Origin of the sequence: Staphylococcus piscifermentans (assembly GCF_900186985.1) — a bacterium.
Taxonomy (GTDB): domain Bacteria; phylum Bacillota; class Bacilli; order Staphylococcales; family Staphylococcaceae; genus Staphylococcus; species Staphylococcus piscifermentans.
The window spans coordinates 812200-838561 of the sequence record NZ_LT906447.1 but is presented as its reverse complement, the minus strand read 5'-3'; the positions used below and the strand labels follow the sequence as shown (position 1 = coordinate 838561).

The 26362-nt window shown below is 35.9% G+C and carries 27 protein-coding genes; 11 read left to right on the top strand and 16 right to left on the bottom strand.

All coding sequences use genetic code 11. The features are described 5' to 3' along the window. Positions 1-32 precede the first annotated feature (32 nt). Both nhaC and CKV71_RS03515 read right to left on the bottom strand, forming a co-directional pair. Positions 33-1451, bottom strand: coding sequence for a Na+/H+ antiporter NhaC (gene nhaC, locus CKV71_RS03520; RefSeq protein WP_095103918.1), 1419 nt, complete (start codon positions 1449-1451; stop codon positions 33-35). A 22-nt stretch (positions 1452-1473) separates the two neighbouring features. Then, positions 1474-2544 carry an NAD/NADP-dependent octopine/nopaline dehydrogenase family protein gene (locus CKV71_RS03515; protein WP_095103916.1) on the bottom strand — a complete coding sequence of 357 codons (1071 nt, stop codon included), beginning with the start codon at positions 2542-2544 and terminating at the stop codon, positions 1474-1476. 445 nt (positions 2545-2989) lie between these two features. Between CKV71_RS03515 and CKV71_RS03510 the strand changes: the two genes are divergently transcribed. The 4 genes from CKV71_RS03510 to CKV71_RS03495 all read left to right on the top strand — a co-directional run bounded on the left by CKV71_RS03510 (position 2990) and on the right by CKV71_RS03495 (position 5231). Continuing rightward, on the top strand, positions 2990-3370 hold the full coding sequence (locus CKV71_RS03510) for a DUF4870 domain-containing protein (protein ID WP_095103914.1): 381 nt from the start codon (positions 2990-2992) through the stop codon (positions 3368-3370). A 153-nt stretch (positions 3371-3523) separates the two neighbouring features. Further along, complete coding sequence (locus CKV71_RS03505) at positions 3524-3856, top strand: DMT family transporter (RefSeq protein WP_095103912.1); 333 nt, start codon at positions 3524-3526, stop codon at positions 3854-3856. After that, a complete protein-coding gene (locus CKV71_RS03500; RefSeq protein ID WP_095103910.1) occupies positions 3856-4170 on the top strand; it encodes a DMT family transporter in 315 nt (104 codons plus the stop codon). Before CKV71_RS03505 ends, CKV71_RS03500 begins: the two co-directional genes overlap by 1 nt. 89 nt (positions 4171-4259) lie before the next feature. Further along, positions 4260-5231: a 2-hydroxyacid dehydrogenase family protein gene (locus CKV71_RS03495; protein ID WP_095103908.1), complete on the top strand. Its 972-nt coding sequence runs from the start codon at positions 4260-4262 to the stop codon at positions 5229-5231. A gap of 77 nt (positions 5232-5308) precedes the next feature. Here the strand turns inward: CKV71_RS03495 and CKV71_RS03490 are convergent, their stop codons facing one another. The 8 genes from CKV71_RS03490 to CKV71_RS03455 form a co-directional block, all read right to left on the bottom strand. Beyond that, complete coding sequence (locus tag CKV71_RS03490) at positions 5309-6433, bottom strand: FAD-dependent monooxygenase (RefSeq protein ID WP_095103906.1); 1125 nt, start codon at positions 6431-6433, stop codon at positions 5309-5311. A 103-nt stretch (positions 6434-6536) separates the two neighbouring features. After that, positions 6537-7316 carry an N-acetylglucosaminidase gene (locus tag CKV71_RS03485; RefSeq protein WP_095103904.1) on the bottom strand — a complete coding sequence of 260 codons (780 nt, stop codon included), beginning with the start codon at positions 7314-7316 and terminating at the stop codon, positions 6537-6539. A 22-nt stretch (positions 7317-7338) separates the two neighbouring features. Further along, positions 7339-7584 (bottom strand): hypothetical protein, encoded by a 246-nt coding sequence (locus CKV71_RS03480; protein WP_167376362.1) that lies wholly within the window; start codon positions 7582-7584, stop codon positions 7339-7341. A gap of 199 nt (positions 7585-7783) precedes the next feature. Continuing rightward, the gene (locus CKV71_RS03475; protein WP_095103900.1) at positions 7784-8257 is read right to left on the bottom strand and encodes a helical membrane plugin domain-containing protein; all 474 of its coding nucleotides are present in this window, start codon (positions 8255-8257) and stop codon (positions 7784-7786) included. After that, entirely contained in the window at positions 8250-11210 is a 2961-nt protein-coding gene (fdhF, locus tag CKV71_RS03470) for a formate dehydrogenase subunit alpha (RefSeq protein ID WP_095103898.1), read from the bottom strand. The genes CKV71_RS03475 and fdhF overlap by 8 nt, the downstream gene beginning before the upstream one ends. 564 nt (positions 11211-11774) lie before the next feature. Continuing rightward, complete coding sequence (locus CKV71_RS03465) at positions 11775-12074, bottom strand: hypothetical protein (protein ID WP_231917544.1); 300 nt, start codon at positions 12072-12074, stop codon at positions 11775-11777. Positions 12075-12190: 116 nt separating this feature from the next. Next, complete coding sequence (locus tag CKV71_RS03460) at positions 12191-13117, bottom strand: LCP family glycopolymer transferase (RefSeq protein WP_095107230.1); 927 nt, start codon at positions 13115-13117, stop codon at positions 12191-12193. A gap of 117 nt (positions 13118-13234) precedes the next feature. Then, positions 13235-14044, bottom strand: coding sequence for an inositol monophosphatase family protein (locus CKV71_RS03455; RefSeq protein WP_095103894.1), 810 nt, complete (start codon positions 14042-14044; stop codon positions 13235-13237). A 401-nt stretch (positions 14045-14445) separates the two neighbouring features. Between CKV71_RS03455 and CKV71_RS03450 the strand changes: the two genes are divergently transcribed. Beyond that, positions 14446-15144 (top strand): helix-turn-helix transcriptional regulator, encoded by a 699-nt coding sequence (locus CKV71_RS03450; RefSeq protein ID WP_095103892.1) that lies wholly within the window; start codon positions 14446-14448, stop codon positions 15142-15144. Between the two features lie 35 nt (positions 15145-15179). Here the strand turns inward: CKV71_RS03450 and CKV71_RS03445 are convergent, their stop codons facing one another. Further along, complete coding sequence (locus CKV71_RS03445) at positions 15180-15896, bottom strand: CPBP family intramembrane glutamic endopeptidase (protein ID WP_095103890.1); 717 nt, start codon at positions 15894-15896, stop codon at positions 15180-15182. Between the two features lie 444 nt (positions 15897-16340). Here CKV71_RS03445 and CKV71_RS03440 point away from each other — a divergent pair, with 444 nt between their 5' ends. Next, the gene (locus CKV71_RS03440) at positions 16341-17213 is read left to right on the top strand and encodes a MurR/RpiR family transcriptional regulator (RefSeq protein ID WP_095103888.1); all 873 of its coding nucleotides are present in this window, start codon (positions 16341-16343) and stop codon (positions 17211-17213) included. A 213-nt stretch (positions 17214-17426) separates the two neighbouring features. Here the strand turns inward: CKV71_RS03440 and CKV71_RS03435 are convergent, their stop codons facing one another. Continuing rightward, complete coding sequence (locus tag CKV71_RS03435; protein WP_095103886.1) at positions 17427-18818, bottom strand: amino acid permease; 1392 nt, start codon at positions 18816-18818, stop codon at positions 17427-17429. 754 nt (positions 18819-19572) lie between these two features. On the opposite strand from CKV71_RS03435, the gene CKV71_RS03430 reads away from it, so the two are divergent. The 3 genes from CKV71_RS03430 to CKV71_RS03420 all read left to right on the top strand — a co-directional run bounded on the left by CKV71_RS03430 (position 19573) and on the right by CKV71_RS03420 (position 20996). Further along, positions 19573-20397 carry a formate/nitrite transporter family protein gene (locus CKV71_RS03430; RefSeq protein ID WP_095103884.1) on the top strand — a complete coding sequence of 275 codons (825 nt, stop codon included), beginning with the start codon at positions 19573-19575 and terminating at the stop codon, positions 20395-20397. 66 nt (positions 20398-20463) lie between these two features. Next, complete coding sequence (locus CKV71_RS03425; RefSeq protein WP_095103882.1) at positions 20464-20817, top strand: hypothetical protein; 354 nt, start codon at positions 20464-20466, stop codon at positions 20815-20817. Next, on the top strand, positions 20814-20996 hold the full coding sequence (locus CKV71_RS03420; RefSeq protein WP_095103880.1) for a hypothetical protein: 183 nt from the start codon (positions 20814-20816) through the stop codon (positions 20994-20996). Before CKV71_RS03425 ends, CKV71_RS03420 begins: the two co-directional genes overlap by 4 nt. A 110-nt stretch (positions 20997-21106) precedes the next feature. Here CKV71_RS03420 and CKV71_RS03415 read toward each other — a convergent pair whose 3' ends face one another. Together CKV71_RS03415 and CKV71_RS03410 are read right to left on the bottom strand one after the other, a co-directional pair. Next, positions 21107-21289, bottom strand: coding sequence for a hypothetical protein (locus CKV71_RS03415; RefSeq protein WP_095103878.1), 183 nt, complete (start codon positions 21287-21289; stop codon positions 21107-21109). 11 nt (positions 21290-21300) lie between these two features. Then, positions 21301-21936, bottom strand: a complete 636-nt coding sequence (locus tag CKV71_RS03410; protein WP_095103876.1) for an HAD family hydrolase — start codon at positions 21934-21936, stop codon at positions 21301-21303. A gap of 219 nt (positions 21937-22155) precedes the next feature. Between CKV71_RS03410 and CKV71_RS03405 the strand changes: the two genes are divergently transcribed. Both CKV71_RS03405 and glpT read left to right on the top strand, forming a co-directional pair. Continuing rightward, the gene (locus tag CKV71_RS03405; RefSeq protein ID WP_095103874.1) at positions 22156-22692 is read left to right on the top strand and encodes a hypothetical protein; all 537 of its coding nucleotides are present in this window, start codon (positions 22156-22158) and stop codon (positions 22690-22692) included. 183 nt (positions 22693-22875) lie between these two features. Next, the gene (glpT, locus tag CKV71_RS03400; protein WP_095103872.1) at positions 22876-24231 is read left to right on the top strand and encodes a glycerol-3-phosphate transporter; all 1356 of its coding nucleotides are present in this window, start codon (positions 22876-22878) and stop codon (positions 24229-24231) included. 64 nt (positions 24232-24295) lie between these two features. On the opposite strand, the gene CKV71_RS03395 is transcribed toward glpT, so the two are convergent. Together CKV71_RS03395 and CKV71_RS03390 are read right to left on the bottom strand one after the other, a co-directional pair. Further along, entirely contained in the window at positions 24296-24817 is a 522-nt protein-coding gene (locus CKV71_RS03395) for an SRPBCC family protein (protein ID WP_095103870.1), read from the bottom strand. A 157-nt stretch (positions 24818-24974) separates the two neighbouring features. Continuing rightward, on the bottom strand, positions 24975-26288 hold the full coding sequence (locus CKV71_RS03390; RefSeq protein WP_095103868.1) for a Na+/H+ antiporter NhaC family protein: 1314 nt from the start codon (positions 26286-26288) through the stop codon (positions 24975-24977). Positions 26289-26362 lie beyond the last annotated feature (74 nt).

The following is a 26362-nucleotide window of genomic DNA, read 5'->3' as shown; positions in this document are numbered from 1 at the left end:
TAAGTGTTGATATTGGAAGATATTAAATTATCTTAGCCATGCTGCGTATAATGTGTTTCTTCTGGAGATTTCACTTTTTTGATTGTCCAGCCCGTAAAGGCATAGAATAAAGCAAATACGATACATAAGTAACATGGTACTGTCCAAATGAAGTAAGAATAAACATCTACTCCTAATTGTTGCGTATAATAAATGCCGGAAGTTCCCCACGGAATTAATGGAATAATCATTGTACCTGAATCTTCAAGTGTTCGTGAAAGATTAGTTCTTGATAAGTGCATTTCATCATACATATCATAAAGCAGCATCCCTACTACGATAATTACTACGGAAGCAACGCCAGCAGCCAATACCATAATTAAACCAGAAACAATTGTAACTAAGATTAAAGTACCTGGTGATCTCACTTTATCTTTGATGGTATCTAACATAACAGTTAAACAACCTGACTTTTCAACTATACCAGCAAAAGCATAACCACAGAAAATCGTCACAATAACTTGTGTCATGCTCATCATACCGCCTTGTGCGAGTAATGTAGATGCTTTTTCATTTAGATGAATATTATGGGTAATCATATCTGGTTTAAACCCATCAAATGCTGCTTTAAAGCCGTCAGCAAGTTTGAAATGATGGTTAAATGCGCCCACAAGTATCGCTGCAACGCTTGATACTAACATCGCCGGCACAGTAGAGAAGCGGAACAATAGACAAGTGATAATCACGATAGCTGGAATCCAAACACTCAAATTCAAGTGATAAACGCCTTCAATTTGATGTAACAAAGCATTGATTTGACTTTTATCTGCACCTGATTTATGACTCATTCCTGCAAAGAACCACACTACAATCCCTACTAATGAAGCAGGTATCGTGGTCCAGAGCATCGCTTTGATATGCGAGAAAATATTGACGTTAGTTACCATAGCCGCTAAGTTTGTTGTATCTGATAACGGTGATAATTTGTCTCCGAATACTGCCCCAGCAATGATTGCACCAGCTGCCATCCCTGCATCAATATTTAATTGATGGGCAATCGCAATTAATGCAATCCCTGCTGTAGAAGCAGATCCCCATGCTGTCCCTGTTGCCATTGATGTAATAGCGGAAATAATAAATGCTGAAACTAAGAAGTAATTCGGATTCAATAATTTTAATCCATAATAGATTAAAGCCGGTACAGTACCGGAATACATCCATGTTCCTACGATAATCCCTACACATAAAATAATATAAATGGTAGGCATAGCTGTCCCTAATCTTTCAGTAATGCCTTCTTCTAAGTCTTTCCAACGCAAGCCTACTCGCCATGCGATGACGGCTGCATAGGCAGCTGATAAGATGAGAAGCGGTTGTACTGGAATACCAAAGACTACAAATCCTACAATTACCAGAATCATCATTACAATGATAGTAGAAGCCGCTTCTAATAAAGTTGGTTTTCGCTTCATATCCATTCCCCCCTGTTTATTTTTAATCTAATCCGATTTTTTCACGTCCTAATTCATCAATTGTCAAACCTTCTTCAAAGAAATCACGTTCTAAGATAGTTGAAGCAATGACGATAATTGCATCAATATTAGGCGTTTCGACCCCTATTTCACGCCCTAAACTTGACCAAAGTACTAATCCATACGCAATATCTTCTGTCAAATAACGGTTCTTAACTTTATTAGGACCTGGAATTTGCGAGAAGACTGGACTTTCATTAAATAATCGATTTAAAGGTTCATCTTCATCATTACGTTCTAAGTATCCGCGTTGAATACGTGCTTCCTTAGCAGTTTGTAATTCGAAGCCTAAACGACGTCCTAAAGACAATCTTTCTAATTCAACTGCGTGCAATAGACGTACAGTATGTTTAGTAATTCCTTCTTTATACAATGAGAAATCACCTGAATAATCAATACGTCCAACATTTAATAAAGTCGGTCCAGGATGTACTTCAGGGTTTCCATTTTCAAGATTAGTTTTCCATAAATTTTCTTCTTTGACGATACATGGATAAATTGTTTCAACCTTTTCGAAGTCGTCACTTAATTGATCTTGGTAAAATGAACTAAAGTATAGTTTTCTAACATTCAAAGATAAATCTACGACTGCGTTGTCGAAATCTACGCGTGTCCCATATGTTAAAGAGTTCACTTCAGCAAAATGAGGACGTACTTCCAGGTGTTCATCTTCTAATACATTGATAAAACGAGCAGAGCCCATAGCAGCGGCCATGTTAAAGAAAATAATCTGATTTTCATTAATGAAAGGCGCCATAATGCGTGCATAATATTCAATGAATGTAGATGGGATGATGACTTGAATAATTTCAGCATCAGAAATTACTTCCTCGATATCATCACTGACTTGTGTAAAGTTGACAAAGCTTTCTTCGCCTTCATTATGAAAGTGAAAGCCACCTTGTTCGATTGCTTTATCGAATTTTTCGATTGAGGCATTACGACAATAGAGTTTAACCTCATTACCTTGGTGGGTCATATCTACAGCTGCTGTTACTGCCCCATTCCCTGAACCTACAATTGCAATTTTCATAACTCAACCTTCTTCCTATAAATTATTATGAGTAGAAGAGACCGTTATATGCTTTATTACCGAAGATAAAGATATAAACGGTCCCTCAAATAGAAGTGAAACATATGTACATATTTATATAGCCTATACTTAAAATTTAGAAACTGTTGTTTCCGAAATGAAATTCTTTGTAAGCGTTTACCTCATTGCCACAACAGTTTTCTGTCGCTGTATAAATAATATGTTATAGGTATCGTAACATGACTAAGCAAATAATAAAATATAATTTTGTTGTCTAGAAGGTCTTTTTGAAAACTAATAAATTGTCCTTTCATTTAACTTCAACAATCCTCTTGACTCTGTATTTTTAACTCACATATTTATCAAAAGTATTGAAATTAGATTTCTTTCCCGTATCATTATTGATATATTTAATATAACAAGTTGATATAGGAGGTTCATTGCTATGACCACTAATCCAGAATTTAAACCTGTTTATGATGAAGTTGAAAAATATGAACAGTTTCCTACACAAGATGAACGTCTCTTTGCCAGTATGATTTATATCTTAAGTTTCTTTACTTCCATTATCGGTCCTTTAATCATTTGGTTGCTTAAGGGTTCTGAATCTGAGTTTGTAAACAGAGCAGGTAAAAATTATTTCAATTCAGCGATTTCTTATGCTATTTGGACTGTCATTTCTTTAGTTCTGATGATTGTACTAGTTGGATTTATTACAATGGTTATTATAGCTATTCTATCTTTTATTTTTACTATTATTGCAGCAGTCAAAGCATACAATGGCGAAGACTATTTAATTCCGCTATCTATTCCGTTTTTCAAATAATAATTGAGCTAAGAGGCCGGGACATAATGATGTCCCGGCTTATCTTTTTAAATTGGCAGTCGCTATCTGAATAGAAACTCAAATATTGTAAGTTGCATATAAATTTGAGAGAATATAAAGTGCTTGTAAATTTTAAATTGAGGAGGGAGAAATGTGCGCTGGGTAAAAGTTATTTTAGCTGGCATCGTCGAAATTATCTGGGTCAATTGTATAAAAAATGCCGACTCCATTCTCAGTTGGGGTGTCACATTAATAATGATTGCTTTAAGCTTTGCACTGGTAATTTCAGCATGCAAAACTTTACCGGTCGGAACCGCTTATGCCATCTTTGTGGGCATCGGAACGGTTGGAACAGTAATTTTAGATATGGCCGTTTATGGAGATCCATTCAGCTTTACAAAACTCTTTCTGCTCATCTTATTGCTAATCGGCATTTTAGGATTGAAACTTTCAACAGATAATGAAGAAAGTGAGGGGACTTCCTGATGGCTTGGATATATTTATTAATTGCCGGTTGCTTCGAGATTATTGGCGTCATATTGTTGAACGAGCTCAACCGTACTGGCAGAAAAATCTTTATCTTATACTTAGGTATCGCTTTTATTTTCAGTTTCAGTATTCTTTCCTTGGCGATGAAAGATATACCCATGGGGACTGCGTATGCTATTTGGACAGGTATTGGTACTGGCGGCGGCACTTTAATCAGTATGATTTTTTATAATGAATCTAAAAACATTTGGCGCATTATCTGCATTGGCCTCATAGTTGTTTCAGCAGTCGGTCTCAAACTGATTTCGTAATGGTCTCGCGAAATATCTTGTGTATTCTTTGTGTCTTTTCCGTCCTTTTAATATACTTGAGATAAGAAGTCGGAAAAGGAGTGGTTTGAATGACAAAGGTATTTATTGCAGGTCCTATCCCTCAAGTTGGATTGGACATCTTAGAGAAACACCAAATTGAAGTAGATATGTATGACGGTCCAGGAGTAGTGGATCAAGATACGTTGAAAGAACGTGTAGAAGATGCCGATGCATTAATCAGTATTCTTTCTACTAACGTAGACAAAGCAGTTATTGAAAGCGGAAAGAACCTTAAAATTATTGCCAACTATGGTGCTGGTTTTAATAACGTCGATATTGATTTTGCGAAAGAAAAAGGAATATATGTAACGAATACTCCTGAAGTTTCAACACGCTCTACTGCAGAATTAACATTTGCACTTGTGCTTGCTGTAGCACGTCGTATTCCAGAAGGAGACCAGTTGTCTCGTACAAAAGGTTTTGATGGTTGGGCACCTTTATTCTTCAGAGGACGCGAAGTTTCTGGCAAAACAATCGGTATCGTCGGACTAGGCGCTATCGGTTCAGCAGTAGCTAAACGTGCTAAAGCATTCGATATGGACGTTCTCTATACAGGTCCTCATCGTAAAGAAGATAAAGAACGTAATTTAGGCGTTAAGTACGTTGATTTAGATACGATGTTAGAGAAAGCTGATTTCATTACGATTAATGCAGCTTATAAACCAGAACTGCATCATATGTTCGATACAGAACAATTCAAGAAAATGAAAGATACAGCTTATCTGATCAATGCAGCCAGAGGTCCTATTGTTAATGAACAAGCGCTTGCAGACGCTTTAAAGAATAAAGATATTGAAGGCGCAGCATTAGACGTTTATGAATTCGAACCTGAAATTAATGATGATTTGAAATCATTAGATAACGTCGTGATTACACCGCATATCGGAAATGCTACATTTGAAGCGCGTGATGGAATGGCTAAAATTGTGGCAGATAATACGGTAGCTGTGCTTAAAGAAGATCAAGCACCAAAATATATTGTAAATGATGTTGAAAAATAAGCGACAATTTTTTAAGCATTAATAAGGGTTAGGACAATCGATGTCCTAACCCTTATTTACTGTTCCGCTTCCTCAGATTATTGTTCTTTTGTTTTATAAATAAATTTCACTTGGTTGCTCAATAATTTAGATGGCAGACGTTTCATAATAGTATTTCTTAAACCTATCATTAAACTATTAGACATTTGTGCTTGTTTGCCGATTTTTCTTGATTTCTTAATCACCTTGGTTGTGTGTTTCACACGTAATTGATCATATCTTGCTAAGGCTTCTCTGAAATCGTATGCTTTTAAGCAATTTGCTAAAACGATAGCATCTTCCATGGCTTGGCCAGCGCCTTGTCCTAAATTTGGTGTAGTAGCATGTGCTGCATCACCTAATAATAATGTACGCCCATAGACGAAGGTTTTTAATGGTGTTAAATCAAAGATATCATGATGCAATATTCCAGTTTCACTCGTTTGATCAAAGATACGGCGTACCTCATTTGGATAATGATTATAATAAGCTTGAATATACGGCTTAGTGAAATCATTAAATTTAGGGTCTCCTTGTTTAGCATTTACCGAAATAAACCAATAGGCTTGATTATTCAACATAGGAACAATTCCGATGCGCCCTTTAGGTCCCCAATATTCTTTAGCAGTATGAGGATCTGATAAACGTACATCTTCTACCATTCCTCTGAATACTGTGTATCCTTGGTAGTTGACTGTAGATTTAGGATCCAATTGTTGACGGATAATAGAATGCAATCCATCTGCTCCAATACACAAATCAAAATCTGCTTGCGAACCATTTTCTGCTGTTAATGTCACCTTAGAGCTGTTTTGTTCGATACGCGTAATTTTACTATCTGTATGAATAGCTTCTGCAGGAACATATGATTTAATAATATCAAGCAGCGTCTGACGCGGAAGCGTTAAATTGACTGTCCCTTTTTTTAATAAAGCCTTATTTAAAACGTTACCATGATCATCTAAAAACTCTAATTCATTAATAACTTGCCCTGCATTTTTGATACCTTTAGCTAAATCATGATTTCCCAGCTTGTCTAATACATTTCCCCCGATACCAATCCCAGCACCTACTTCTTCTACCTTGGCATGCTGTTCAAATACATGTATCTCATTGTCGTTTTCATGAAGGAGCGCAGCAGCTGTTAAGCCACCTATTCCGCCGCCTACGATTGCTATTTTCATATCTCAACACCTCATTTTTGCGTTATCTTTATTTTATCATATTCCCTCTTTTTGCTATCAATACTATATTCACAAAAAAAGAGGGAGCTACCCTCTTTTAAAGTTATTGCTTATAATAATTTTTACGAATATGATCCTTTTTAATTCCGTATTTTTGGTAATAATGGTCCATCGCACTTGCTATTTTAGTATCCCAGCCAATGTCACTCGCATATTGATGTTGGCCAGGGTTTTTGGGATTCCAACGCATTTGATAAAGAGACAGTTGCTCTTTATCAAAGTATTCTTTTCGTACAAATGAAGCGCCCCCCAATATGGCTTTTTCTGGAGAAGTCCATTTTTGCTGTTTCGCATAACTGTGTCCATGTTTCAATGCATTTTCGTCAAAAGCCCCAATACCATAGAAGTTATAATAATGTTTGCCTTTATAAGGTATACCTTTAGCTAAACCTGATTGGCCGTTCCCTGTTTCTATCAGAGCATGGCTAATTAGGTAAAGCACATTAACTCCATATCGATCTTGCGCTTTTAAAAAAGTCGCTCCTTTATTTTCAAAGATGCCTTTGCCCTTTAAGATTTGGTTGACTTCTTTTTTATCCATCGGTACCTTTTCTGATATATCCATATAATTAATATTATGATTGTGCTTTTTAATAGTCATTGCACGACGTACATCTTCTTTAGATGCGTTGACAAAACGTCCATCATCTTCCTTGGTATTCAACATGCCTTCACCAGTTTGCGCTTGAACAGCCTCATCAAAGGTATGTGTCTGATCATGTTTGAATAAATTCGTTTCATTAACAATCATCAGTATGGCAAATACAGCTATAATCACACTTATCAAAATGATTAAAAACCTTTTCTTAAATGTACGACTCATGCCTTGTACCTCTCAAATTTATTTATTTTAGCAAGAAGTATGCTAGTATAATCACTCCGATTACAATCACAAATGATATATTTACAACTATTTTCATTCCTGTTCTGTCGCGAAATAAAACATTAAACATCATCAAGCTGATAGTAATAGCAATCGCGAACATGGTAATCGCTAAGACAAGCTTCATCATAATTAATAAGATAAAACCTAGTACTACAAATATATTGGATACAATAGCTAATCCCTTTAACAGATTCGGGTTAATCATCTCCACCTTCTTTCTGCAAATTATGTCTTTATTTAAATTACTTCATTCCTAAATTTTAGCATACTATGTATAAGGAGCGGAGACAGAAATAACATGGATTAAAATTATTTCATCTTCTCGCTCCGACTAGATTGATTAGAATAAACAAAGGCTGGAACAAATTAATGTTCCAGCCTTTGCTTCCTGAAAAGGTTACGGATTATTCTTCGTCACGTGACATACCTTTTAAGATATTTAAGAAGTAAGTAATACTTCTGTTAGCATCTTCGTCTTTTAACAATCCGACTAAGCTGCCAACTGTTGTACGTTGATTTGGACTTGCTTGATTAGCATTTTCCAATCCTTTGTTAACTTTTATTAACATATCTTCCAAGTTAGGAACATTCAATTTACCGATCATAAATACTAATGGAGCCAAGTTATTTAATACGCCAGTGTATTGTTCTTTTCTAAGCTCTTTCGTAAATTTACCAGTAATAAATCCGCGGCTTTCTACAGCACCGATAGATGCATCTAAAATTTTAGCATCATCCAACACTTTCATTAAACGGATTGCTTTGATAATCACGTCTTTATTTTCAGCAATAGCATCTGTTACTTCTGCAAGATCATCTGCTTTTTGCTTTTCTGGCGGGATTTCCATTCGTTTAATTTTTCTAATGTTTTCAGCCATCGTGTCTCACCTGATTTCCTGGGAACACGTAGTCTGGACGTGCCCATTTTTTCTGAACTTGAACACTGTATTGCGGATTACGTTCTGTATCTACACGGAAGTTGGCAGGATTCAATGGTGATCTGCCTCGGCGTGTAATCACTTCCATACGGCAAGCTGTACGTTTGTAAGATGGTGTATCTGTATCTTTATCTACATCACTGTTAGTCAACATGTTGACTGCACCCAATGTACCATCTTGTTCCGCATCGTTGTTCAATGGAATATAGATTTCATTACCTTTAACACGGTCAGTAACGTGAACCATTAATTTAACTTCACCTGTAGATGAAACTAATTTAACTTCGCCACCTTCGTGAACACCGCGGTGTTCTGCAAGTTCTGGAGAAATTTCCACATAAACGTTAGGTACTTTGTATTTAATACCAGGAACGTGGTAAGTCATATTACCTTCGTGGAAGTGTTCTAATAAACGACCATTATTAACATGCAAGTCATACTCTTCATCTTGTTTGAAGAAGTTATCAAATGTTAATGGATACAATTTCGCACGTTTATTAGGGAAATTGAATCCTCCAAGATACAAGATTGGTTCATCTGTACCATCTGGAGCAACTGGCCATTGTAATGATTTGAAACCTTCAAGTCTTTCATAAGTTACACCAGCAAATGTTGGTGTTAAGCTGGCCATTTCATCCATGATTTCACTTGGATGTGAATAGTTCCAGTCAAAGCCCATTTTATTTGCAATCATTTGCATGATTTGCCAGTCAGGTTTAGATTCGCCAAGTGGTTCCATAACTTGATATAGACGTTGGATACGACGTTCTGTATTCGCAAATGTACCTTCTTTTTCAAGTGAAGGACTTGCAGGTAATACAACGTTCGCAAAACGTGCTGTTTGTGTTAGGAACGCATCTTGTACCACTAAGAAATCAACTTTTTCTAAAGCGGATTGTACGAAGTTGATATTAGCATCAACGATACCAGTATCTTCACCGTAAATGTACATTGCAGAAATTTCGTCGTTATGAATACCTTCCATCATTTGATGGTTGTCACGACCTGCTTTAGGTGGTAATGCTACGCCGTAAGCTTTTTCAAATTTCACACGTACTTCGTCATCTTCAACACCTTGGTAACCTGGGAATTTATCCGGCATACTACCAGCATCACTACAACCTTGTACGTTGTTGTGTCCACGTAATGGATAAGCACCGCAACCAGGTTTTCTGTAGTTACCTGTAACAAGCAATAAGTTAGAAATTGCTGTACTTGTGTCACTACCGATGTCTTGTTGTGTTACACCCATTGCCCAACAGATACTTACGCCTTCTGCTGCCACAACATTATGTGCAAATTCAATAAGATCTTCTTTTGGAATACCTGTAGTTTCTTCAGCAAATTCCATAGTGAATGGTGCTAATGATTTGTAGTAATCATCGAAATAGTCAACCCATTCATCAATAAAGGCTTTATCGTGCATATCATTATCAATGATGTATTTAGTTACTGCTGACATCCATGCTAAGTCAGTACCTGGTTTAGGTTGGTAGAAATAGTCAGCACGTTCTGCCATTTCATGACGGCGGATATCAAATACTACAAGTTTATTACCGTATAATTTGTGTCCGCGTTTAATTTTAGAAGCGATAACTGGATGCGCTTCCGCTGTGTTAGTACCTACCAAGACCACCATGTCTGAATGCATAAGGTCATCACTTGAACCTGAGTCACCGCCGTGACCTACTGTTCTGAATAAACCTTTTGTTGCTGGTGCTTGGCAATAACGTGAACAGTTATCTACGTTGTTAGTACCAATAACTTGTCGAGCAAGTTTTTGCATTAAATATGATTCTTCAATAGTACCTTTAGAAGATGCGATGAATGATAATGCATCTGCGCCTTTTTCCTCTTTAATACGACGGAAATTGTCGCTGATAACATTTAATGCTTCATCCCATTCTACTTCTACGAATTCGTCACCTTTACGAACAAGCGGTCTTGTTAAACGCTCTTCAGAGTTGACGAAGTCCCAACCGAATTTACCTTTGATACAAGTTGAAACTCGGTTAGCAGGTGAATCGTGTTGAGGTTGAACTTTAAGGATTTCGCGACCTTTAGTCCAAACATCAAAAGTACATCCCACACCACAGTACGTACATACTGTTTTCGTTTTAGACATATATTCGTTACGCATTGCAGATTCGCCGTTTGATACGCCCATTAATAGGCCGTAACCTGGTTCTGCTTCTTTAGTCAATTCAATCATGTCTGCTAAAGATCCAGGTTCGATGTCAGTCATATAACCGGCATTACCAACCATTTTATTTTCCATCATAGCGTTACATGGACAAACTGTTGCACATTGACCACAGTTAACACATGATGATTCATTGATTGGTACATCGTTATCCCAGATAACTCTTGGTTGTTCACGTTCCCAGTCAATAGATAAAGTTTCATTAACTTGAACGTCTTGACAAACTTCTACACAACGTCCGCAAAGGATACATTGGTTAGGGTCATAACGATAAAATGGTCCAAAGTCTTTTTCGTAAGGCTTGGGTTTGTATTCGTATGATTGTTCCTCAATACCCCATTCATCCATTGTGTTATGGATGTCACAGTCACCGTTGTTATAGTCACAAACTGTACAATACAAAATGTGTTTTTCTAAGATACGGTCTAAAGCTTCTTTTTGGCTGGCTTTAACATCGCTGTTTGTTGTGTTGACAACCATTGGACGATCAATTGTTGTACCACATGCGCGCTCGATTTTTCCGTCAATTTCTACTGCACAAGTATCACAAGTTTGAATCGGTCCTAGTGATTCGTTATAACAGATTGACGGTACAAATGTTTCTTGCGACTTAATGAAAGCAAGAAGATTTGTTCCTGGTTCCACAAGATAGTCTTTTCCATCTAAAGTGATGACAAGATGTTCTTGCATATAATCACCCCTATATTCTGAGGTCTGATAAATGCGTTTAAGTTCTATACAATTGGACATGCTTCAGTTTGATTCTATTGATGAGGGTTAGTATCATTCTGAAAAAGGTTCGATCAATTCATTTATAAAGCTTGAAGCAGCTCAATTTATGTAATACATAAGCAGTCATACTACAACTTGCTAAATTAATTAACTGATAACCTGACATGTCATTTTATAGCACTTTCTCCAAAGCTGAATTACTCTGAAAATCCAACGCTATTTAATAACCTCTTCTTTTTTATATTATCCGTAAATATTTGAAGACTAAATCCTTTTTGCCCCACGCAATTAAAAAAATAGTCTTATTTCTAATTCTAGTACTTTTACTCTTAAATGTTAAGTCCCATACTTATATATTTGCTCAAAAGTTGATATATTAAACCAATTAATAATTACTTTTTACTCTTTTTATAATAATGTGCTGAAAAACTAACTCTTCAGAATAATTAAGTGGCGTATTGAGTGGTTGAAAGAAGGATTCATTAAAAAAGCTGAGACGAAAATAATGCCCCAGCTTTCATTTTATTTATCATGTAATCTGCCTAAAATTTCTTGTTTTAAAACATTAATAGCATCATCAAATTCTGTTTCATTATGATTAGCGTCTGCATGAGCGATTAATGAATTGACTAAATCTAAATCATTATATTCACTTACTCTAAGTTTAAATTGATCTAGACCAACTTCGACAGAACCTCCGTCTTTTTGAAATTCATTAATTTTATAATAGGTATCTGCGCCTAAGCCGCCTTCATCTACCATTTCTGAAACATCTTGTACTTCTTCCTCATTTACTTTGTTTTCGTCATGATTTGTCATCATTATTCCCCCCTCTTCCTTCGTAATACCCTATATTTTCATTATTATTTATATATAATTTTAACTTTTAGAGTAAAAAATAACCAAATCCCAGGAAATCCCTGAAATTTGGCTTTTTCTTATAAATCTAAATTAGATTTTAACAACTCAGTCATGTTTTCTAAAGAAGATTGATCAGGTACAAAGTAATATAAACCATCATCTTGGATACCGCCGCTACCTTGTAATTGATGACGTCTCACATGTTCATTTGCATCTTTGTATTTAGAACGAACGGTGTTTAATTGTCCTAACGTTAAATCAGTTTTAACGTTTTTCTGGATTTCATCTGTTACTCCGTTAAAGTTTGTAATTGATTTTACACCAGCCAATTCATTAGCAATGCCTTTCAAAACTAATTGCTGACGTTCTTGACGTCCAAAGTCTCCACCTGCCCCTTCTTCTTTACGAGAACGGATAAACGCAAGTGCTTTATCTCCATCTAAATGTGTTTTTTCGCCTTTTACAAAGTTATAGCCGTCTGTACTGAAAGTTGCGTTACTTACTACATCGACACCGCCTAGCGCATCTACCATGCCATGCATTCCATCCATATCGACGGTAGCGTAATGATCAATCGGCACGTTCAATAATTTTTCTAAAGATTTTACTGCCATATTCGGGCCGCCATAAGCATAGGCGTGGTTAATTTTCTCAGTTGTACCTCTGCCGACTATTTTAGCTTGCGTGTCACGCGGAATACTTACAATTTCTGTTGTCTTTTTTTCTGGATTGACGGATAAGACCATAATGGAATCTGAACGTTCTCCGTCGCCTTCACTCTTTCTTTGAGCATCTGAATCAACCCCGAATAAAGCGATTGAGAAAGGCTCACCTTTATTTAAATCTACTTTCTCTTTTCTCAACTCTGACTTATTTCTGTCTAATGGGTTATGTATACTGCCGCCCACCGCAAAAATTTTAAATGCTAAATAGATTGCTGCAATCACAGCTAACAATACTAAAATCCCTAATCCCCATAACAATACCTTTGGAACAGTTCCCATTTTTCTCTTAGGATTTTCTGACCTTCTCACTCAATCACTCCTCATAATTTAACATCCTGCAAAACTTAATTCTTAATAAACTCATTATATTATAACTGATTTTATAAAACATGATACTTAAGTCTTATTCACAAAATTAGTTTGATATCCGCCTTTTTGATTCAAAATCTTTAATACAGTTTCATGACAACCTGGATTGCTGATAATAAAAGGCCCCGCTTCAGCAAAATCGATAGGTCCTCCTTTTAGGTTAGTCATTTTCAAACCTAATTCTTCAGCAAAAAGAAACTGTGCTGAAATATCCCAAGGTTTAGAGTTTGTATTGATATGTGCTCCGAATTGTCCTTTAATTACTCTAACTGAATCTAAACCACATGAGCCGATTAAACGATAACTAAATGCTGCAGCTTTCAAATCTTCTATAGTTTGCTCATTTAAAACATACATATTATAAGATAAAATCATATCCTTAATATCTTGTGCTTTAACTGTAGTCATCGGCATTTCATTTTCAAAAGCACCTACGCCTCTAATCGCTTTATACAGTACTTCATGAGGATAATCATAGATATAAGATAATTGAGGTTCTCCTTCTGAAAAATAAGAAAGAATAATGCAATAATCTGTTTGTTGTTTTACTAAATTAGCTGTTCCATCGATAGGGTCCATAATCCATACATCACCATGTTTAGCATCAATCAAATCATTATTCTTTTCTTCAGCAAATAATTGATGATCAGGATAATGCGTTTCTAAAAATATTTCAAATTTATCTTGAATGATACGATCAACATTGGTGACCAAATCAAATTGATTCGCTTTGGTCTCCGTACGCATATTATGAATAAGTTCCGGGATAATCTCATCTAACCCTTTTAGCCATCGTCTGATTGCTTTATCAAGATGGATACGTTCTGTTTTATTCAAACTATACACCTCAAATCAATTTATTAATTTATGTATTATTGTTATTTTAGCATGTAATTCTAGAAAAACGTTAATAAACTTTAAATTTTTTGTGCATTTAAAAAACCGACTAGCATTACTAGTCGGCATAGAAAGGAAAGTAAGTAATAATATTGAAGATGTTAATTAACTAGTGATTCGCACATTTTTAATAAATCACACGACTATGATTTATTATTACCCCTTTGTTACCTAAGTGCTATCTCCTAGTTACTATTGAAAGTGTATCACATCTTTTCAATTAATGTAAGCGTTTACTTAAAACTTTTTTGTTCTTTTCAGTATTTTTTTGCGAATAAATATCAAATAATACTAAATATGATATAATCATTGTAATATGTAATATATGGGAGGTGGCATCAATGAATAAAGTTGAACGTCAAAATAAATTAATTCACTTTATAGAATCCAACGATCAACTCACTGCTATGCAACTTGCGAAAAAACTAGAAGTTTCTAAGCGCACTATATTACGTGATATTCAAGACCTTGAAAAACAAGGTGTGCAGATTATCGCAAAACAAGGCGCTCTAGGCGGTTATCGTATCCAACCAGATCATTCACCTATTAAATTGGAACTCACCGAAGAACAGATGCTTGCTTTATTTATGACTTTAAACGAAAGCCAATCCTACACGAAGTTGCCCTACCATGCCGAAATACAGCAACTCATTAAGAAATGTTTGAATCAACCAGCCACCCATATCAGACGGATTTTAAAGCGCATGGATCGTTACATCAAATTTGAATCTAATCCTCATACTGCACTGCCCCATACTTTTTCAGACTTACTGATTTACTGCGCGGAACGCAATGTCATGTTAGTGGAGTATGAGTTGCAAGGAAGCTTAGAAAAAGAAAATGTCATCTTTATCGGATTGATTTGCCGAAAAGCCAATTGGCATGTAGTGATATTTGATATCGGCCGCGGCATAACGAAAGAAATTGCTATTACTGATATCAAAGACATTTCGTATTCTTTCCAAAAAACCGTAAAAACTCACGATATTTCTATTTATAACTACCAGAAATTTTTAAATCCAACTGATTCTGCCAATTGATCAGTTGGATTTTTTTATAGATATGAATTTTTTCTTCAACTGAAAAATACAGTCATTAAGAAAGAAACTAAATTATTTCCGAGATGGATAAAAATAGTGGCGGCAGTATTTTTACCAGATTTAAAATAAACAAGTACAAGTGCAACTGCGATAATAAAGTAGGAACCAAATTCAAATGGAGAAGCAGCTCCTATAACATGCATCGCTGCAAAAGCTAGTGCAGAAATGATGCCCATCACTATATAATTGAATTTCTTTCCTAGCTCGCCGATAATTACATTTCTAAAAAACAATTCTTCAACTACCGGTGCTAGAATCACGACAAATAAGAAACTGAATGGAAGAAATGCTGGATTTTTGAACAGCGTAGCCAAGCTTTCTTCATTTTGCGTTTCCTTAAATCCGATACCTTCTGGCAGCATAGCCATCAATTGGTTATATAGTGTATCAACTCCCATTACAATAAGGAGCGTAATTAATAAAAACAACCAATGTTTTCTTACGTACTGCCATCCTGCACGTAACCTTTCAGGCATTTCTTGGTAATGAAAGTAATAGAAAACAGTTAATACAATTATGTAACTCAACATTTGCCCAAGCGCACCTACGCCGTTGAGTGTATCTTTATTAAATGGTGCATGGAAGTTTAAAGCTATAAGCATTTCTATGGCTGAACATACAAATATTCCAACTAGAGCAATAGGCAGCAACCATAAGTCTCTCCATGCGGGTTTATCTTTTCTTAAAACCATAATGGCCTCCTAATTCAAATTTCTATTCTATATAACGTTATTATTATATTATATTCTACCTGTATTTTAAGCACAAATATTTTCAGATATGAAGAATCACAACCGATGACGGTTACACTGCTCATAAATTTTTTATAAAAAGTAGTAATGCACTAGGATACATAAGTAAAAGTTTTAGCTTTATATGAGACAGGTATAATAATTACAGAAACACTTCAAAATTCACAATTGTCTAACTTCATAACGTGTAGTACACTAGGAACAATTAAGTTTATCAAGTTGTAAGTTGAGATACTGGGAGAATATCCGACTTACTTGATATGAAAGTGCAGAATAGACCGTATTTTCTATCAGCTTGGTTATGGGATTTTGTTTACTGCTATCTATGCATTCATCACAATTTGATTTACATGCATTAGAGAATCCGTAGAGCAGGTGATTTTTATGACAAATATTTTATTTAAATTAGAATCTAAATATCCTTCGTTTACGAAAAGTGAAAAGAAAATTGCAGATTACATTTTACGCCGTCCTCAACAGATTATGGACATGACTACACATACACTTGCAAATCGGACCAATACAAGTCCTTCATCTGTAGTGCGTTTTGGTTATAAGGTTACTGAGGGTGGATTTCAAGAATTAAAAACTGAAGTTTCAAAGTATATGTCAGCGCGGACGCAGCCTCGTCAATTAGAATTACAAGCTAATGAATCTTTAGATACTATTAAACGTAAAATGCTTTCTCGAACTACTCAAACTTTATGCAAAGTTTCAGATGCAGTAGATGAAGCTGACATTGATAGAGTCTGCATGCAATTAAAACAAGCACGCACTGTTTTTATTTTTGGTTTCGGCGCTTCATATGTAGCAGCGAGAGATTTATTTCAAAAACTTTCTCGTGTGGGGATTGACGTGCATTGTATTGAAAGTGTGCATACGTTAATTAATATTATCGCTACACACGATGCCAGAGATTGTCTTTTCGTTATCTCAAATAGCGGAGAACACAATGAATTAGAAGCGATCACTCGTGTTGCCTCTGATTATCATTTATTTTTAATTTCTCTTATGGGAAACAAAGATAATCCGATTACACAATACACTGATGTCGATTTAATTTATGGAGAAACGGATGAAAGCGAAGTGCGCATGGCTGCTACGACTTCACTTACTGCACAACTCTTCATGATTAATGTACTCTATTACCGCTATCTTTCATTGGACTTTTCAAATTCATTAGATTTGGTTACACAATCTAAAATGGCGTTGAATAATTATAAAAAACATCTATCAAATATAGAATTTGAACATTAATACGAGCTGAGACTATTATTTAGATCTCAGCTCGTTCTTTATTCTGTGGAGCAGAGGGAAAATGCGAAAAGTGTACAGGCAGCATGAACGCGCCTAGACACTTTCGGCCCTAACTGTATAGGCCGCATGAGCGCGCTTAGACACTTTCGTCTCAAACTATGTATAAATAACAAAAGCTGAGACAAAATATTGTCCCAGCTCCCGTCACATTAATTATTCTAAATATTGATCTTCTTTCGGCAATCTATCATAACCTCTAACAAAGTAATAAGCTGTCATAAAGGCTAAGAAAATTAAACCGATAACTACAGATACTACTGTTTCTTTATTAAATAACATACCAACTAATACTAATAATAAGAAAGCAATTGTTAAATAACTTGCCGCAACGCCTCCTGGCATCGTAAACGGATGTCCTTCTACTTCTTCAGGATGCAATCTGCGGAAACGAATATGACTGATTAAAATCATAAACCAAGGAATCATACCTGGTAAAATAGATGCACTATACACGTATACGAAAATACTATCTGCACCTTTGATAAACATTGGTAAAACAACATTCAAGATAACACCGACAAAAATACCGATGGCCATTGCTAATACAGTGTAGACAGGCACACCATTTTTCATAACTTTCAAGAAAACTTTCGGTAATTGTTTATGTTGCGCTAATGTATAAATCATACGGCTCGCACTGAAGATACCTGAGTTACAGCCTGACATTGCAGCTGTTAATACTACGAAGTTGATTAAACCAGCCGCAAATGTAATGCCTACTTTTGCAAATGTTTGTGTAAATGGACTACCGATACTGCCAAGTTGATCCCAAGGATAAACTGTTACGATTACAAAAATTGCACCAATATAGAAAATTAAAATACGCCAGATAACACCGTTAACTGCTTTTTTAATATTCTTTTGAGGGTCTTTCGTTTCTCCTGCTGTAATCCCTATCAATTCTACCCCTTGATAAGATCCTACAACAATAGATAAAGCAAAGAAGAAGCCGACCCAGCCATTTGGCATAAATCCACCGTGTGACCATAAGTTAGAAAGACCAATTGCATGGCCACCATTACCTAGGCCGAAGAAAATCAGACCGAAGCCTGCAATAATCATTAAAATAATAGTTATAATCTTAATCATCGCAAACCAGAATTCAAATTCTCCGAAAGCTTTAACAGAGGCTAAGTTCGCACCTGCTAATAAAACGATAACAATCACTCCTGGAATCCATTCCGGTAATTCCGGGAACCAATATCGCATGTATTCCCCAACCGCAATGACTTCACTCATACCCACTACTACCCATTGGAAAATGTTGCTCCAAGCTGTTAAATATCCAGCCACTGGATGAATATAATCACTTGCAAAGTTTGCAAATGAACCCGTTGTTGGATGTAAATAAACCATTTCTCCCATTGCTCGCATGACCAAGAATAAAAATATACCTACAATCAGATAAGCAAAGATAACTGACGGCCCTGTCCATTTAATTGTGCTCGTTGCACCCATGAATAAACCTACGCCGATTGTGCCGCCTAAAGCGATCATTTGTATCTGTCTAGAGCTTAATCCCCGTTTTAATTGAGTTTCTTCCATTAGAAAATACCCCTTCTCTTTAACAAAATTTCCAGGCTCAGTCTTATTTCGATATTTCAACCCCGAATTAATTCCAATCGCTATCTTATTATCCGGTTCCCCTTTTTATGTCTGAAGATTGCGAAAAATAAATCAACTAAATATCTTATTTATATCGAAAGTAGCTCCTACGCCTAATGAGACTAATTATACTATAAAATTCTATGATTAAAACATAAAATTTACACTTTTATGTATGCGCTTTCATTTTTTTATTCACAATAAATCAAACATACAGTCATCATAGTATTTCATGTAAATCGCACTCATCACAATATTGAATCCTTCAAGTTTTGAAAATAACTCTCATTGTCGTTGCAGTTCTTTTATTATTTCCAATCCTTTTTATAAGACTTTCATATTATTTTGATATTATAGCACGGAATTTGTTTAACATGCAATCTGACTTTTTGAATTTTCAGTATAATAGTTTATTATCGCTTGACATTGATTCTCTTCTTTTTCATTATATTACTCCTTTCTCTTGAGAAAAACTGCTTGATTAATTGGCACCAAATTAATTTGCTTGCTTTAATACTAGTAAATTTAAAATTTTTCACGATTCAGACATAATTAGCAAAATTACCCAAAAGTTATTTGTGAAAGTATTCACAAAAACGAACTTTCCAATTATAATAAATGCATTGCAAAAGTTGAAATTGCTCTCAACACATAAATCGAGAAGTTACCTTCTCAAATACAAGGAGTTTTTGGGATGAATCGTGAAAAGAATATCCGTTGGGATAAGGTATTTTATGGACGTCAGTGGGTTAAGGATGTTGTGGAAACCATCCGTACAAAAGACGTGCTGCAAGCGACATTTATGCGCCGTTATTTATTGCGTGCGATGATGGCTGGTTTTATTATTAGTATCATTTCAGTATTTGTGCTTGCAATTAAAGCCAGTTTAATAGGTCAAGCAAGTCCTGGCATTGTAAATATTGTAGGTTCTATTGCCTTCAGTTTTGCATTGGTTCTCATTTTGTTTACTAACTCAGAATTATTAACTAGTAACTTTATGTATTTTACAGTAGGAATGTACTATCGCGTTATTAAACCTTGGCGGGTATTCAAAATATTCATGCTCTGCTTCCTAGGTAATATCTTAGGCGCATTAGTTTTCTTCTTAATTTTGCGCATGAGCGACAGCATGACACCTGACATGTTGAAGCAGCTTTCGGAAGTTATTCATCATAAAACTATGACTGCTAATTTCTTAGAATTACTGGCTAAAGGTATTTTTGCCAACTTCTTTATTAATATTTCATTAGTTATTGCCATGCAGATAGATGATATTCTAGCTAAAATGTTTGTCATGATGTTCGGAGTAGCGGTATTCGCATTTATGGGCTATGAACACGTCGTTTATAACGCTTGTCTATTTATCGGCGGACTTATCTATCATGTGGATGTTTTACATTTTTGGCCGGCAGTACTTAATATTATCGCAGCCTTTATCGGCAACTATATCGGTGGCGGCCTTATCATTGGTCTGTTCTATGCTTTCTTGAATGATCATCATCAATTTGAAAAAGAATGATTTATACAGGTCCTTTCTATTGATATGTTATAATTTGACTAATCATGTTGAAAGGAGACGTCAGAAATGACTAAACAAATTGTCTCACGCGCTATTTTATATACATTTATCTTCGGAGCATTATTCTTCTTTCTGAATCGTATGAACAGCCACGAAACTGTGATGCATACTTTACTGCTGTCTATCCTAGCTGTAGCAGCATTCGGAATTTGTTATATTGCCATGTTCAGCGCGTTGACTTCTCCAGCTAGAAAAATAAAATTCGGTATCGTCCTCCCAATTACCGTTATCCTCGGTATCGTTATCGGTCAGATCACAGGACATATGAAAATCGGAGTAGGCGCAGGTGTTATCTGTGGTATTGTTATTGCATTTCTCTGGGACCTATTATCAAAAGACAGAAATGGAGAATCTGAATGAAAATTATACTCATCGTTATTGTTATCATACTTTTAATCGCAAACTTGATACCAAATTATATGATGTATAAACGTTTAAAAGAAAACGGTGAAGCAACTTCACGTCGTGCTTTGATGATTGGTATAGATGCGATATTACTTTTATTAATCGTAGTCGGATTATATTTTGCAACTAAATAATATATCGGGAGTTGAGACATTTTTGAATGTCTTAACTCTTTTTTCTGCTATAGCTGAATTTTATAAAAAAGCGGACCTAGAACAAAATTTTGTCCCAGTCCCGCTCCCCCTTACATCTTTCCTTTTAAAATTAAGATATAACAAAGATATGCAGTAATAAGATAAATCGTGGAGCCTACCATAAAGGCTCTAAACCGCACATTCATCGGTACTTTTTTATTAAAAATCGGTCCTAACACTAAGTTGCCGATTGCAATTATAATCGGTCCTGCTAAAAAGAATAAAATTAACATATATTCACCTGCTATTTAAAAAATTCATTCTCAATTTGATCAGCGGTCATATTCATGCCTGCTAATTGCAGCGCATTGAAATTCATTAAAGAAGTCATTGGATTCGTATTGACTACAACGCCTAACCCAGCTCTTTCAGCAGCAGTAGCACCATTGACTGAATCCTCAATTGCTAAGCAGCTGCTTGGATTGAAATTCAGTTCTTGTACTGCTTTCAAATATAAATCAGGTGCTGGTTTGACGTCTTCTACATCTTCCCTACCTACAATTACGGGTATACGTTCTGTTAACCCTAAGGCGTCTAGTGTCGGTTGGATATTAGCACGACTACTGCTCGTCGCAATTGCCATCGGTATCTTTTTCTTATCTAATTTATCCATTAAACGACTGATATTATCAATCATCGGTAAATAGACACTCTGCGTATGATGAGACGCGTATAATTCTTCAGTTGCTTCTACACCCATTTCATTTTCTAAATAGGCATGTAATTCAGAAGCCGCGCCCCCAATAGAAGCACGATAATAATCGATTGAAATAGGAGTTTTTCCATACATTTTTAAATAATGATTAATTGTTTCGAATAAATGTTGCTCAGTATCTATAATTGTTCCATCAAAATCAAATACGACAGCTCTGTAATTCATATGTATTTATTCCTTCCTTATAATTTAATTTCATCTTATCATATTTTATTTCTATGAAGTCTGAAAAAGTTTTTGTTTTCTATCGCTTAGTTTCGTCCTAAAGTCCTAGTGAAATTTTGGATAAAGCGTGGTAAAATTTAAATGAATTTGAAACAGCATATATTAATTATAACCTCTTCTGAAATCAAATCCATCTTACACCTTCTGGAGGAATCGTCTATGTTTTTAGATAAATATGAAACATTTATTATTAACATCGGAAACTTATCGACATGGCTAAAACGCAGACACCTACTCACCGTATGCAAGCAACTTCAAAGCAGCCAAGCTGTTCAAGCGGAGTTTATGAAAATACGCCAACAGCTTGTATTGAAAGTACACATTCCGAAATGCAATCTGCCTTATTTTATCAGTTTCCTAAGTTTTCATAATTACCCTATTTATCAAGTCTTACCATTATCTCAAAAAGAATTTATATTCCAAACTGATTCAAATATTGAAGCGATGATGCATTTCAAATTGAAAATTGATGGTTTGCAAGATGTTTTTATCAAAGATAAAATTATCGACATCATGCAATATATGTCACATCAAGAAGATATTAATTATATCTTAACTTCCCAATATATTGATATTTCTTGTACGCCTCAGGTTATTTCAAAATTAATTCATGCGCTAGCTACAAAAAACATTGATGTTTTAGGTGCAAACTATCGTCCGAAAGTCTCTCAATATAAACACAGCACTATTTCTTAGTAACAAAACATTATATTGAGCGTAACAAAATTAAATGCAGCATTCTTAAATGGCTTTAAAAGTGTTACTCATCGCTTTTGAAGTCTTTTTTCATCTTCACTAATTATTTTTTATGGAAGCGTTGTCTTTTTGTAAAGTTAATATTAAAATAATATTAATGTTTTGTAAAAAGGAGGCGTTTCTATGTTTAATTTTTTAAAACCCCCTTCTCCTCGACAACCATTGCCGAGCGATGAAGTGGACCATACATATAAAAAATTAAGGTTACAAGTATTTTTAGGAATTTTTATCGGTTATGCAGGCTATTATTTATTGCGTAAAAACTTTTCATTAGCTATGCCTGATTTAATTGATCAAGGCTTCAGCAAAGGGGAATTAGGTATTGCCTTATCTGCTGTGTCTATTGCTTATGGTTTTAGTAAATTTGTGATGGGAATGGTCAGTGACCGCAGTAATGCCAGGATTTTCTTAAGTTTAGGGTTGATATTGACAGCGATTGTAAACTTGCTCTTAGGTTTTGTGCCTTTCTTTACTTCAGGCATACTGATTATGTTTATCATGCTCTTCTTGAACGGTTGGTTCCAAGGTATGGGTTGGCCGCCGTCCGGACGTGTTTTAGTACATTGGTATAGTGTCAGCGAGCGTGGTAGTAAAACTGCTTTATGGAACGTTGCACACAATGTCGGCGGCGGTTTAATGGCACCGATTGCCACATGGGGAATCTCAATGACTGCTCTGTATAATTTCGGTTATTTAAAGGGCTTTGAAGGTGCATTTATTTACCCTGCATTATTTGCGATTGTGATTGCAATTATTGCTTTCTTCTTAGTTAGAGATACACCGCAATCTCAAGGACTTCCACCTATTGAGGTCTACCGCGATGATTATCCTAATGCTTCAAAAGAAACTATGGAGACTGAATTGACTACGAAAGAGATTCTCTTCAAATATGTATTGAACAATAAGTGGGTATGGGCTATTGCCTTTGCCAACATCTTTGTCTATTTCGTACGTTATGGAGTACTGGATTGGGCGCCAGTGTATCTTAGTGAAGAAAAACATTTTGATATGAAAGCATCTGGTTGGGCTTACTTCTTATATGAATGGGCTGGAATACCTGGTACATTGTTGTGCGGTTGGCTATCAGATAAATTATTTAAAGGACGTCGTGGACCTGCTGGATTCTTCTTTATGTTAGGTGTAACGATTTTCGTGCTTATCTATTGGTTGAACCCTGCCGGCCATCCTTGGATTGATAATCTTTCCTTAGTGGCAATCGGTTTCTTAATCTATGGTCCTGTGATGTTGATTGGGTTGCAAGCACTTGATTATGTTCCGAAAAAAGCTGCCGGAACAGCCGCCGGACTTACTGGATTATTCGGTTACTTGTTCGGTGCAGTGATGGCGAATATTATCTTAGGATTTGTCGTTGATCATTTTGGTTGGGATGTTGGATTTATACTGCTTACTGTTATCAGTATACTTGCAATGTTGAGCTTTATCTTAACTTGGAATAAACGTGGTCAAGAAACAGTTTAATAGATAAAAAGAAGCGGTACATGCTCACTACAAAGTGGCGTACCGCTTCTTTTTCTTCTAATTTTTAAAATTCTTCTTGTTCTTTCTGCATTTCCGTCAAAATATCTTGCAGCTTAATAAACATGTTCTCAAAGCCATGCGCTGTTGAGTCATGATATTCTTTTTTCTGCTGCTTATATTCTAAGGTAGTCCAGCGTCGTTCTTTCGGAACAACAGCAGTATATCGGAAATTCATTTGTGTAATGTCAGCACCTGGTTCACGTTCAAAGATTTCAACTTCGATGGTATCTTCTTTGTCGCTTAATTCAGGCATGCCGATAGTCATCACAATACGATTCGGTGCTTCTAGTTCTTGGAAGACACCTGTAATTTTATTCATCTTGCCATTACGTTCATCAACGATTTCGTAACGTCGCCCTTCTTCAGGAATCAAGTCGATGGACTTATTAGTTCGATTAGAAGTCATAAACCAACGTCTCATAATATCGGCATCTGTCCACGCTTGATAAATCAATTCAGGATTAATACGCATTAATCGCTCCAACGAAATGACCACTACGTCATTTTCTATGTTATATCTTGCCACTCTGTCGTCACCTACTTTCACACTTAACCTTATTTTAACGTATTTCTAGTGCATAAGACAAAATAATCGTCCTCTATCTGCTTCACTTCATGCACCGTTTTGTTAGTTTTGCAACAAGATTACTTTAACATTTTTCTTGTGTGGAAGTAAAAATTAATTATGCCTCTTTCCCAGCTTTCTTTTTATTTAATCTAGGAAGGTTAAAGATGATTGCCACTAATCCACTTAAGCCGAGCATTACCGGATAAATGGAATAAGGCATCAGCATAAAGGGTGAAACACCGGCTACTCCAGCTGCAGCAATGACTTGCGGACTGTAAGGTAGTAAACCTTGGAAGCAGCTGCCGAAAATATCTAGAATACTGGCGGACTTTCTAGGGTCGATATCATATTCATCCGCAATGTTTTTAGCCAACGGACCGGCCATTAAAATAGAAATCGTATTGTTGGCTGTAGAAATATCTGCGGCACTGACTAAACTTGCAATCCCAATTTCGGCGCCACGTCTGGATTTCACACGGCTTCGTACAAAGTTCAGCAGCCAAGTAATACCGCCATAGTGCTGGATTAAACCAATTAAACCACCGATCATCAAAGCAATAATGGCAATATCTTCCATACCGATCATACCTTCAGAGGCCGCTTTCAAGAATTTAATCCAATTGAACGATCCATCTAATAAGCCGATAATTCCTGAAAGCACAGTCCCTCCAATTAACACAATAATTACATTGACGCCAATCAGAGCTAAAATTAATACTAATAAGTAAGGAATAACTTTAATCAAGTCATAGTCATAATTCTTTGCGCTGTTGATGCTTGCGCTATGCGTTAAGATGCCCAAGATGATCATTGAAAGTATCGCACCTGGCAACACAATCCGGAAATTCACTTTAAACTTGTCGCTCATGCGTGTATGTTGCGTACGCACCGCTGCGATGGTAGTGTCTGAGATCATCGATAAATTGTCACCGAACATCGCACCGCCTACTACAGTCGCCATGGCAAGTGCGGAAGGAATGTCCGTTGCTTGGCTGATACCAAATCCTACCGGTGCAATAGCGGCTACTGTCCCTACTGAAGTTCCCATCGAAATCGATACAAACATACAAATGACGAATAATCCGATAATCAGCAAGTTGCCGGGGATTAAGGATAATCCAAGGTTAACAGTTGATTTTACGCCTCCCATATCTTCAGTTACTTTTGAAAAAGCCCCTGCAAGTACAAATATCAAGACCATCAGAATAATATTGGAATGGCCTGCTCCTTTAGTAAAAACTTCTACTTTCTCAGCAAATTTTTGTTTGCGATTCATCAGCAATGCCACAATGACTGCAATCGTAATCGCGATATTTAATGGCATTTTAGTAAAGTCTCCTGTAATAATGCCGACGCCTAAAAATAAACCGACGAAGACAATTAAAGGTATCAGTGCAAAAGCATTACCTTTCTTTTTCTCTTCAGCCATCTTCTACTCCACACCTCTCATTTCATAAATAAAAAACCTTTTTTCTGCGCTAAGAAAAAAGGATAAATATATCA